The organism is Cesiribacter andamanensis AMV16 (assembly GCF_000348925.1).
Taxonomy (GTDB): Bacteria; Bacteroidota; Bacteroidia; order Cytophagales; family Cyclobacteriaceae; genus Cesiribacter; species Cesiribacter andamanensis.
On record NZ_AODQ01000137.1, the window covers coordinates 1 to 11422 of the forward strand.

At 55.0% G+C, this 11422-nt stretch carries 10 protein-coding genes; 8 read left to right on the forward strand and 2 right to left on the reverse strand.

All coding sequences use genetic code 11. From position 1 onward, the window contains the following. The 3 genes from ADICEAN_RS17895 to ADICEAN_RS17905 form a co-directional block, all read left to right on the forward strand. The coding region (locus tag ADICEAN_RS17895; protein WP_152426508.1) for a sugar phosphate isomerase/epimerase family protein at positions 1-874 on the forward strand (874 nt) is incomplete at its 5' end. Between the two features lie 441 nt (positions 875-1315). Further along, a complete protein-coding gene (locus tag ADICEAN_RS17900; protein ID WP_009197065.1) occupies positions 1316-2059 on the forward strand; it encodes a response regulator in 744 nt (247 codons plus the stop codon). A 79-nt stretch (positions 2060-2138) separates the two neighbouring features. Then, positions 2139-2651: a DUF4920 domain-containing protein gene (locus ADICEAN_RS17905; protein ID WP_009197066.1), complete on the forward strand. Its 513-nt coding sequence runs from the start codon at positions 2139-2141 to the stop codon at positions 2649-2651. 168 nt (positions 2652-2819) lie between these two features. Here the strand turns inward: ADICEAN_RS17905 and ADICEAN_RS17910 are convergent, their stop codons facing one another. Both ADICEAN_RS17910 and ADICEAN_RS17915 read right to left on the reverse strand, forming a co-directional pair. Continuing rightward, positions 2820-3218 (reverse strand): hypothetical protein, encoded by a 399-nt coding sequence (locus tag ADICEAN_RS17910; protein ID WP_009197067.1) that lies wholly within the window; start codon positions 3216-3218, stop codon positions 2820-2822. After that, the gene (locus ADICEAN_RS17915; protein WP_009197068.1) at positions 3215-5653 is read right to left on the reverse strand and encodes a penicillin acylase family protein; all 2439 of its coding nucleotides are present in this window, start codon (positions 5651-5653) and stop codon (positions 3215-3217) included. The genes ADICEAN_RS17910 and ADICEAN_RS17915 overlap by 4 nt, the downstream gene beginning before the upstream one ends. 215 nt (positions 5654-5868) lie before the next feature. Between ADICEAN_RS17915 and ADICEAN_RS17920 the strand changes: the two genes are divergently transcribed. The 5 genes from ADICEAN_RS17920 to ADICEAN_RS17940 all read left to right on the forward strand — a co-directional run bounded on the left by ADICEAN_RS17920 (position 5869) and on the right by ADICEAN_RS17940 (position 11400). After that, positions 5869-7413, forward strand: a complete 1545-nt coding sequence (locus ADICEAN_RS17920) for a bifunctional GNAT family N-acetyltransferase/carbon-nitrogen hydrolase family protein (RefSeq protein WP_009197069.1) — start codon at positions 5869-5871, stop codon at positions 7411-7413. Between the two features lie 28 nt (positions 7414-7441). Beyond that, positions 7442-7960 carry a KdsC family phosphatase gene (locus tag ADICEAN_RS17925; protein WP_009197070.1) on the forward strand — a complete coding sequence of 173 codons (519 nt, stop codon included), beginning with the start codon at positions 7442-7444 and terminating at the stop codon, positions 7958-7960. A gap of 68 nt (positions 7961-8028) precedes the next feature. Then, a complete protein-coding gene (gene kdsA, locus ADICEAN_RS17930; protein ID WP_009197071.1) occupies positions 8029-8868 on the forward strand; it encodes a 3-deoxy-8-phosphooctulonate synthase in 840 nt (279 codons plus the stop codon). 46 nt (positions 8869-8914) lie between these two features. Beyond that, a complete protein-coding gene (locus ADICEAN_RS17935; RefSeq protein WP_009197072.1) occupies positions 8915-10207 on the forward strand; it encodes a nucleotide sugar dehydrogenase in 1293 nt (430 codons plus the stop codon). 167 nt (positions 10208-10374) lie between these two features. Beyond that, positions 10375-11400 (forward strand): NAD-dependent epimerase/dehydratase family protein, encoded by a 1026-nt coding sequence (locus tag ADICEAN_RS17940; RefSeq protein ID WP_009197073.1) that lies wholly within the window; start codon positions 10375-10377, stop codon positions 11398-11400. Positions 11401-11422: the final 22 nt, after the last annotated feature.

Genomic DNA, 11422 nt, shown 5'->3' on the forward strand with positions numbered 1-11422 from the left:
GGGCCTGATGCTGCCCCTCTACGCCTGCGATACCAACCGCAGAAATGCTGAGGAGGGCGGAGACACTCCTGCCGATACCACCGCTACCCGCCAGCAGCAGGGCAGTGCCCTGGAAGCCTTCGGCATCCAGCTCTGGACGGTAAAAGAGCACATGGCCAAAGACCCCCGGGAAACCCTGCGGCAGCTGGCCTCTTATGGCTACACCCAGATCGAGAGCTTTGAGGGGCAGCAGGGCATGTTCTGGGGCATGAGCAACCGGGAATTCAAATCCTATATGGATGAGCTGAACATGGCGCTGGTAGCCTCGCACTGCAACGTTAAGGAGGGACTGGAGGCCAAAGCCGCCCAGGCAGCCGAAATTGGTATGGCCTACCTGATAGACCCCTACGAGGGTGCCCAGAAAAGCCTGGACGATTACCGCCGCATGGCCGACCGCTTCAACCAGTATGGCGAGATCTGCCGCAAAAACGGCTTGCGCTTTGCCTACCACAACCACGAGTATACCTTTGTGGAGCAGGAGGGACAAATTCCGCAAAACATCCTGCTGGAAAACACCGATCCGGCACTGGTAGACTTTGAGCTGGATATGTACTGGATAGGGGTAGGCGGAATGGATGCGGCGCAGCACCTGCAGGAGCACAAAGGGCGCTACAAGCTGGGCCATGTGAAAGATCGCCTCAGGGATGCCGCCCCGGACGAAAAAAATGCCTCTACCGAACTGGGCACCGGCTCGGTAAATTACAGCAGTCTGTTAGCCCAGGCGAAAGCTTCCGGCATGGAATACTTCTTTGTGGAGCAGGAGCGCTTTGATGCGGGCACCTCCCTGCAAAGCAGTGAAAAAAATGCGGCATTTATGAAAAGCCTTAGAATCTGAGCCTAAGGAAATTACCCCATTTTAGAAGAGCCGGCCCTGCCGGCTCTTCTTGTTTTTGTCCAGAAATAAGGAGCCGCAAATTGGATTTTATACTGATATTCGGGACTGCAGGGGCCGCTGGTGCGGAATGAGGGCTTCTCTTACTTCTGCATAGCTTTTTAGTTTTTTTAAACAGCGGACTTTTGGGGCAATCTATCGCTAAGAGTTGCCTGTCAGGAGCTTAGGTCAGGTGATGGTGCCTATAACACCATCCTTCTCATTTTTTTCTTTTCTGCAGAAGTGCTGGATCTGCTGTAACGGTCAGAATAAAAGTTTAATAAAAGAGCTATACTGAAGAATTGCATATTTTCTTACATCCCGGCATGTTTGGGAGCCGGCCTGCGTTTGATCAGTAAGGCTCGGGATGTGTACTTTTAAGACCGCTTCTGCCGGAGCCCGTTCATGCGAGAAAATCCCACTGTTCCCGTACACCCCCACAAAGCCAAGGTGCTGCTGGTTGAAGATAACCGGGTGAGCCGTCTGGTAGCCGAGCGCCTGCTTAGCCGCTGGGGCTATGGGGTATCGGTGGCTGCCGATGGACTGGAAGCCCTGAAGCTGGCAGCGCTGGGAGAGTTTGATCTGATCCTGATGAACCTGCACATGCCCCGCCTGGATGGGGCAGCCACCGTACGCCTGATTCGCCGGCTTAGCCCGCACTACGCCCGCATTCCCATCATTTCCCTATCGGCTGCCCGGCAGCGGGTGCAGGGAGGGGTGTTTACCGATTACCTGGAGAAGCCCTACATGCCCGAGCAGCTGCAAAACCTGCTGCAGCAGTACCTGCACAGTCCGGCGCCTTCCGGCCTGCGCCTGCATATCGATGAGCGCCTGCAAAAGCTAAGCGGGCAGGACCAGGTGTTCCGCCGGCAGCTGGTAGCCCTCTTTGCCCGCAACTGCGAAGAGCTCTTGCAGGACCTGAGCAGCGGCCGCCTGGATGAACCCCAGTTTCTGGCAAAGGTGGCCCATAAACACAAAAGCAGCCTGCGACTGCTGGAGCTCTTTCCGCTGGAGGCAGCCCTTGAAAACCTGCAGGAAGTACTGGCCATGCAGGAAACCGATCCGCAGCTGCTCCTGCGCCGCAAAGGGGTGGTGGAGCAACTTACCCATTCCATTCTGGGGGAATTGAGCGCCGTAGCGGTTGCCTAGTCCCTTGATCCTCTGCGGTATTGCGTCTGCCTGCTGCCCCAAACTTGAAATTCTCTGCTGTTCTGCGTATACTCGTAGCATGAAAAACCTACTTTTGGCCACCGGGCTTCTTGCCCTATTGGGCGCCTGCCAGCCTGCTCAGCAGGATAGCGCTGCAGAAACCAATGTGCCCACCCTGCAGGGAGAACTTGCCACCAGCTATGGGGCAGAGATCGACACGGAAGGGGCTCTGTCTGCCCGGCAGGTACCCAGCCTGTTGCAAAACATCGATTCTACCTACGTAACGCTGAGCGGTACAGCCCTCAGCAGCTGTGCCAAAAAAGGCTGCTGGATGAAGGTAGCCGTAACGGGAGATGAAGACATGCGTGTTACATTCAAAGATTACGGCTTCTTTGTTCCTAAGGACCTCAACGGGCAGGAAGTGGTAATGGAAGGCACCCTTAAACGCAAAGTAAGCTCGGTAGAGGAGCTGCGCCACTTTGCCGAAGATGCAGGCAAATCGCCCGAGGAGATTGCTGCCATTCAGCAGGCCGATACCATCTACTCCTTTGAGGCAGTAGGGGTAAAGATCTGGCCTGCGCCAACAGAATAAGCCTTCGCTAGACGTATTGTAAAACGGCTGCAGCTGCTCCAAAAGGAGAGGCTGCAGCCGTTTGCCTTGGACCTGTTTGAGGATGCCCTCAGAAGGCGCTAGCCGGTGATTCTGCCTAGGATGCGGCTAGGGCTCTGCTGCTGTTAGCCCCCTGGCGGCCTTAGCTGCTTAGTTGCCAGCCTCATCCTGAGCGCTGCTGTAATGGCGCGGACGGGGAGGGGCCGTCCGCAGGCTCTGCCGTAGCTGGTTGCCAGTGAGCGCCCCCAGGCCACCCACCACCGCCCCAATGAGGGCCGTAAGCAGAATGATCACCACCGAACTGCCTACCCCAAAGAGATTGGCCACCCGCTGGGTAAGCACAAAATCGGTCTGTATGCTGTAAAATAAGGCAAAAAACAGCCACAGCAGCCCAATACCGGCAAAACCGCTCCAAAAGGCTTTTTTGCCCGTAGTAGGAATAAGGGCCGAAACCAGGGCGGCACACACGGCCACCGACCACCAGGGAAATACCTGTTCGGCCCAAAAAGCCAGAAACACAATCAGGAAGAGTTTAACGGCTATTTTCATTGGGCTGCAGGGGGTGTAAAGGTGTGGGTAAAAAGGATCTTATCGGCAAAGGGGGTCTGTTCCGTTATAAAATAAAGACGGTTGTACTCACCTTTGCGCCAGCTTTCCAGAAAATTGGCATAGTAGGGGCTGCCCGGATTGCCCGACTGACCCCCGGGATAAATGCCCCAGGCCTCTATGGGGCTGCCCAGCGCTACCACCATACGCCAGGAGGCGCCATGCCGGCCGCTATTGGCATTTACAATGCCCCTGCCGCCGTGTATTTGCAGGCCGCTGAAGCTAAGGGCTTCCTGACCGGTCAGGTGGCGAATGCTGCTGTTTTTGTAATTTCCCCAGCTAAGGGATTTTTCATGCGTTTGCTCCCATTCAGCCAGTTCCTTTACCGTTTCCCGGAAGGAGCGCATTAGCAGCTCGGGCAGGCGCTCCCGCTCGGGCGTATAGGAAATGTCCAGCAGGGGGTGGTTGGGATGGTGCTGCAGCAAATTGGCCATGGCCGCATTTGAGGGCTGTATTACGGCTACTTCCAGCGAATCAAGTTCATCAAAAGTCAGGTTCTTGAGTGTCGTCCACCAGCTTTGGTATATAGCCGGGGCCTCCAGCTCGGCCAGGGCTTCAAAATTCCAGCTGCGCAGCACCTCTGCCGCCCGGCGCTCCTCAGGTCGTAACAGTTGCAGGTTAAGGCCGCGCAGCATCCAGGGCAGGGTTTCGGCTGCCTGCAGGTGGTAGTTGTCGGTTTGCAGGCGCATCATATCCTGCGGGCTGATGTTCTGCATGGCCTGTAGCTGCTGGTTGATGCGGCGGTTGCGGTAATGCTCGTAGGTCTGGTCGTAGATGTAATAGGGATAGGAGCTATCGGCCGGAATCTGGTTAGCCGAGCTAACAAAGCCTCTTTCGGGATTGCGCACCAGCACATTTTGCTCATTGGGGATAAAGGCCTGCCACTCAAAATCAGAGCGGCTGCCATCCATCAGAAAGCGCCCCTGGTCCTGCCACTTGGCCGGGTAGCGGCCCTGCACCCGCAAGGCAATGTCGCCACTTACAGAAGCAAATACAAAGTTCTGGCCGGGGGTCTGGTAGTGGTTCAGCGCCTGGGCATAGTCCTGGTAGTTACGCGCCTGGTTGAGCAGCAGAAAGGCTTTAAGGCTGTTGCCCGGCTGGTGAGCTACCCAGCGCATGGCAAAATTCTGTTCTTCGCTGCTTTTGGTGAAGTTGCGGTCATAGACAACCGGCCCATGGCGGGTATAGAGCACCGTATCCAGATATTCCCCTTCTCCCTGCCAGAACCAGGAAGGGCGCAGCGCAAAGCGTTCCACTACTTTCTCGGATTTCTGCCAGCCGCCATCAAAGGCATACTCCTGCCGGCTGCTATCCCGGAACTGAATGCGGTACCAGTCCTTAACATCCCGGGTGGCATTGGTTACGCCCCAGGCAATGCTGTCATTAAAGCCAATAATAACCCCTGGTGCCCCCGGCAGCGTTACGCCGTACACATTAACCTGGGGCCCCTGCAGCTGAATGGCGTACCAGACCGAGGGCAGGTTAAGCGAGAGGTGCGGATCATTGCTGAGAATGGGGCGTCCGCTGGCCGTCTTGCTGCCGCTTACGGCCCAGTTATTGCTGCCATTGGCCGGGTTGGGCTTGGGCAGGGTGTCGGTAATGGCAATGTCAGGATAGCTCAGCGGGCGCTCCTGTAGCGGTACAGCGCCAAAGTTCCAGCGGGTGCCGGAAGGGGCTACGGGATCTTCGCCCGGCAAACGGTCTGGATATAAGAGATTAAAATCCTCCCGCCCCAGCAGGCGCAGCAGGTTGGTATTTTCCAGGTCCACATCATAGCCGGCCAGGTCTTCGGCCATGTACATCAGCAGCAGGGCCGACTTTAAGGGGGTCCATGCCTCGGGATCATAGCCCAGCAGCTTGTATTCAAAGGGCTTGTGCCGGTACTTCAGACGGGAGAGGTAGGCATTAACCCCATCGGCATAGGCTTGCACCACCTCTGCCGTTTCGGGATCGCGCTGCATGGCGGCCAGGGCTTCCTTGGCGCCGGTGAGCAGCCCTTTGCGTCGGGTGAGGCGGTCGGCTTCCAGCATGTTCTCGCCAAAGATCTCGCTCAGGCGCCCGGCTGCAAAGTGGGTTTGCACCTCCATTTGCCAGAGCCGGTGGCGGGCCGTAACGTAGCCCTGCAGAAAATAGAGATCATAGGGGGTGCTGGCCTTGATGTGGGGCACCATAAACTCATCAAAGGCAACAGCGGCCTCTCCTTTTAGTTGATCAAAGTAAAAGGTCTCTGAATCACGGGAGGAGTAGGGGGTGGCCGCATTCTGGTAAAAGCCGTTCAGGGGATCCAGAAAACGCCCCAGGGGAGGCAGCTGACCCAGGCGGTTATCCAACGCCATGATAAGAAGTACCGTACCTATAAAAGTGAGCAGGAGTCTCATAGACAAGAAATGGTTACAGCCAGTTGAAAATGGGAGCTGATTTGCCTAAAATTAACATCCCCTTCTTAAATTCAAAAGCGGGCAGCCCGCTAGCCAGCCAACATATTGAGCCGCCATGGTTTTAGTTGCCGCTACATTGCGTATTTTTGCACAAACTGTGGCCTGCAGCTTGCTGTTACCCATAGATACACAAACTTTTCATAACGTCCCTATTAATGGTAGAGAATCATCAGGAACTCGAACATAGATTAAAGTTACGAACCATCCGCCTGTCGGATTACGACGATATAAAGGAGATCATGAACATGGTGTATGCGAAAGTGGGTGGCGCATGGACCAAAAAAGAACTGACCAACCTGCTGAAGGTTTTTCCCGAAGGCCAGATCTGCATCGAAGACCGGGGCAAACTGGTTGCCGCCGCCCTTTCCATTATTGTGGATTATTCGGTCTTTGGCGACCAGCATACCTACGACCAGATCACCAATTACGGCAAGTTTGATACCCACGATTCCGAAGGGGATACCCTCTACGGCACCGATGTGTTTGTACACCCCGACTACCGGGGCATGCGCCTGGGCCGCCGCCTCTACGATACCCGCAAGGAGCTGTGCGAAAACCTGAACCTGCGCGCCATTATTGCCGGCGGGCGCATTCCGGGTTATGCCAACTACCATAAAAAGCTTACCCCCAAGCAGTACATCGAAAAAGTACGCAAAAAGGAAATCTACGATCCGGTATTGAGCTTTCAGTTGGCCAACGAATTCCACGTACGCAAGGTAATGACCCGCTACATGCCGGATGATAAGGCCAGCAAAGCCTATGCCACCCTGCTGGAGTGGATCAATGTGTATTACGAGGAGGAAGAAAAAGCCTTTGGCCGCCGCAAGTCGCTGGTGCGGGCCGGGCTGGTGCAATGGCAGATGCGCCGGGTACGTTCTGTAGAAGACATGCTGCAGCAGGTAGAGTTCTTTGTGGATACGGTCAGTAGCTACAATGCCGACTTTATCATGTTCCCCGAGTTCTTCAATGCCCCGCTGATGGCGCTCTTCAATGAGGTGAATGCCCCGGATGCCGTGCGCCTGCTCTCCGACTTTACCGAGCGTATCCGCGATGAGATGCTCAACATGGCCGTAAGCTACAACATCAACATCATTTGCGGCTCCATGCCCATGTACAGCGATGGCGAGCTCTACAACGTCTGCTACCTGGCCCGCCGCGATGGCACCATGGACATGCAGTACAAGCTGCACATTACCCCCGACGAGTTCAGCTTCTGGGGCATGCAGGGGGGCGATCAGCTCTCGGTATTTGAAACCGATGCCGGCCGCATTGGCATCCTGATCTGCTACGATGTGGAGTTTCCCGAGTTGAGCCGCATACTGGCCGAGCAGAATATGGATATCCTGTTTGTGCCCTTCTGGACCGATACCAAAAATGCCTACCTGCGGGTGCGCCGCTGTGCCCAGGCCCGTGCCATTGAGAATGAGTGCTATGTGGCCATTACCGGCAGCGTGGGCAACCTGCCCCGGGTTGAGAACATGGACATCCAGTACTCGCAGTCGGCCGTATTCTCGCCCTCGGACTTCTCCTTTCCGCACGATGCGGTTGTAGCCGAGGCTACGCCCAATACCGAAACCACCCTGATCGTAGACCTGGACCTGGACCTGCTCAAAAAGCTGCGTACCCAGGGCTCGGTACGCAACCTGCAGCAGCGCCGCCTGGATTTGTACTCGGTGAAGTGGAAACTAATGCGCAAATAGTGGTACTTTTGCGCTAAAGTTAGTCCGGATGCACGTATTACTACAGGCCTACTCCAAAGATGTGATTGCCCGCGCCAGCAAGATCAAAGCCATCATCACCGATGTGGATGGGGTGCTTACCGCCGGCAGCATCATTTATGATAACAGCGGCAACGAGTACAAGATCTTTAATGTAAAGGACGGCCAGATCATGAAGCTGCTGCAGTGGGCCGGCATCTTTACCGGTGCCATTACGGGCCGCAACTCACAGGTGGTGCGCAACCGCATGCTGGAGCTGGGCTTTGATGTGCACTACCACGGTATCAAGGATAAGATCAGCCAGTATCGCAGCATTCTGCAGGAGCACGGGCTCAAGGATGAAGAAGTGGCCTTTCTGGGCGATGATATCATCGATATACCCATTCTGCAGCACTGCGGCCTGGCCGTATGCCCGGCCGATGCCCTGCCCTATGTGCGCCAGCATGCCCACCTGGTGACCAATGCTCCCGGGGGTGGGGGTGTATTTCGCGAAGTAGGCGATCTGGTGATGGCCGCCAGGGGTATTTGAAGAAGCCATCCATACCTATCTGCAACACAAGGGCTAAACCGCTTTTAACACCTTTAATCCATTTCGCTGTGAATGTATATACTACTCCGGTAACCCTGGCTGAGGGGGTAAAAACAGGCCAAGACCGGCTGGTGCTGCTCTCCGGCCCCTGTGCGGTAGAGAGCTACGACCTTTGCCTGGAGGTGGCCACCACTGTGGCCGATATTTGCCGCCGCCTTGATATTGGCTATGTCTTCAAAGCCTCCTTTGATAAGGCCAACCGTACCTCTGCCACTTCCTTCAGGGGGGTAGGCATGGACAGGGCGCTGCACACCCTGGAGCGGATCAAAAAGGAGGTGGGCGTGCCGGTGATCACCGACATCCACGAATCCCATCAGGTAGCTGAAGTGGCCCAGGTGGTAGATGTGCTGCAAATCCCCGCCTTCCTCTGCCGCCAGACCGATCTGCTGCTGGCTGCCGGTGCCAGCGGCCGTGCCGTAAATGTGAAGAAGGGCCAGTTTATGGCCCCGGAAGATATGAAATATGCCGCCGACAAGGTGCGCGAAACCGGCAACGCCAATGTGCTGCTCTGCGAACGGGGCACCACCTTTGGCTATCATAACCTGGTGGTAGACATGCGGGCGCTGCCCATCATGCGCCAGTACGCTCCGGTGATTTTTGACGTGACCCACAGCATACAGCAGCCTGGGGGTATGGGCGGCAGCAGTGGTGGCCAGCGCCAGTTTGCTTCCTACCTGGCCCGGGCCGCAGCAGCCGCAGGGGTAGATGGTTTCTTCATCGAAACCCACCCCATGCCCGAAAAAGCCCTGAGCGATGGGCCCAACATGATTCCCCTGCAGCAGATGGAAGATTTCCTAAAGATGCTGCAGGGCATCTGGCAGCTAAGCAAAGCAGCCATTAATTCCTAAGGTTGCTCCTTTATTTCCTGATACTCATTATACTATTGATATGACAATGCTCTTTGACGACCTGCAGCAGAAGAAAGCCAAGATCTGTGTGATTGGTCTGGGCTATGTGGGCCTGCCCATTGCCCTGGAATTTGCCAAGCAGTTTGCTGTGATCGGCTTCGATATTAACGAGAAGCGGGTAGCGCTGATGCGCCAGGGCATCGACCCCAGCAAGGAACTAAGCCCGGAAGAGTTTGAGGGCACCGACATCCATTTCACAGCAAGCCTGGAAGAAATCCGGGATGCGCAGTTTTATGTAATGGCTGTTCCAACCCCCATCGACGAGCATAAGATCCCCGACCTGAAACCCCTGCTGAGCGCCTGTACCACGGTGGGCAAGGTGCTGAAGAAGGGCGATTATGTGGTCTTCGAATCAACCGTTTACCCCGGCTGCACCGAAGAGGATTGTGTACCGGTACTGGAGAAGCTCTCCGGCCTGAAATTCAATCAGGACTTTAAAGTAGGCTACTCCCCGGAGCGCATCAATCCGGGTGATAAGGAGCATACCCTTACCAAAATTGTGAAGGTCGTATCAGGCTCTGATGCCGAATCGGCCGAGCAGATTGCCAAGGTGTATAGTGCCATCATTACCGCCGGGGTGCACCAGGCCAGCAGCATTAAAGTAGCCGAGGCCGCCAAAATCATCGAAAATACCCAGCGCGATGTGAACATTGCGCTCATGAACGAGCTGTCCATCATCTTCAACAAGATGAGCATCAACACCTTTGAGGTATTGGAAGCCGCCGGTACCAAGTGGAACTTCCTGCCCTTTAAGCCGGGCCTGGTGGGCGGCCATTGCATTGGCGTAGACCCCTACTACCTCACCCATAAGTCCAGTGAGCTGGGCTACCACAGCAAGGTGATCCTTTCGGGCCGCACCATCAACGACGGCATGGGCGCCCTCATTGCCAAGAGCGTGGTGCAGCACATCATTGGCATGGACAAATCGCTGAAGCAAAGCCGCGTGCTGGTGCTTGGCGCAACTTTTAAAGAGAACGTTAGCGATATACGTAACAGTAAGGTGGCGGATGTCGTACAGGAACTCAAGTCGTTTATGGTAAACATAGACGTGGCCGATCCGCATGCCGACAGCGAAGAACTGGAACATGAGTACGGGTTTGGACTGGTAGAGGCGCCAACAGGTACCTATGATGCTATTATTCTGGCGGTTAACCACCGGGAATATGAGCGCCAGGACAGTGCTTTTTTCAAGAAGCTGCTGAACAAGGGCGGCCTGCTGTATGATGTAAAAGGCATTATGCGCCGCCGCGCCGACGGACTGGCCTACCAGAGCCTGTAAGTAGATTGCCGTATTTATAGCCTGAGGGGGTAACCCTTGGGCGCTTTACCCGTATTACTTGCAGTGCAATCGTAGCGCCAGTGCAGCGCAGGCGCAGCGCGAGAACTTTTTCAAAGAAGAACAACACAGAATTTTTTAACAACCTATTTCTCTTAACTACAATTAGTATGGCTAAAAGCTTGGTAACCGGTGGCGCCGGCTTCATTGGATCACATGTGGCTCGGCATTGTTTAGACATGGGCCACGAGGTGGTTGTGTTAGACGACCTGAGTGGTGGATTTGAAGACCACCTTCCGCAGGGAGTAACCTTTGTCAGGGGCTCCATTACGGACAATGAACTGGTAGAGCAGCTCTTTGAAGAGCATAAGTTTGAGTATGTATACCATCTGGCCGCTTATGCTGCCGAGGGTCTTTCGCACTTTATCCGCCGTTTTAACTACAACAACAACCTGATTGGCAGTGTAAACCTCATTAACCAGTCAGTAAAGCATAAAGTAAAGTGTTTTGTCTTTACGTCTTCCATTGCGGTATATGGCCCGGGCCAGGTACCCATGATCGAAGACATGGTGCCCCAGCCTGAGGATCCCTATGGCGTAGCCAAGTATGCCGTTGAAATGGACCTTAAGGCCGCTCACCATATGTTTGGCCTGGACTATGTGATCTTCCGTCCGCATAATGTGTATGGTGAGAACCAGAACATTGGCGATAAGTACCGCAATGTGATCGGTATCTTCATGAACCAGATCATGCAGGGCAAGCCCATGACCATTTTTGGGGATGGCACGCAAACCCGCGCCTTCAGCTATATTGATGATGTAGCTCCGCACATTGCCAACTCTGTAAACATTCCTGCTGCCTACAACCAGGTATTCAACGTAGGTGCCGACCGCCCCTATACAGTGAACGAACTGGCCCAGACCGTAGCCAAAGAGTTTGGCGTGGAGCCCAACATCAAGCATTTGGAAGCCCGCAAGGAAGTACTGCATGCTTACTCCGACCACTCCAAGGCCCATGAGGTATTTGGTGGCAAGGAGCCCGTAAGCCTGCAGGAAGGCATCAGCAAAATGGCCGCCTGGGCCAGAGAAGTGGGTGCCCGCGAAAGCCAGGAATTTGACAATGTAGAGATTACCGAAAAACTGCCCGAAGGCTGGCAGGTAAAAATAGCCGCTGCAAAGGCCAAAGCCCTTGCCTAAGACCCTAATTTCTCCTCCAACC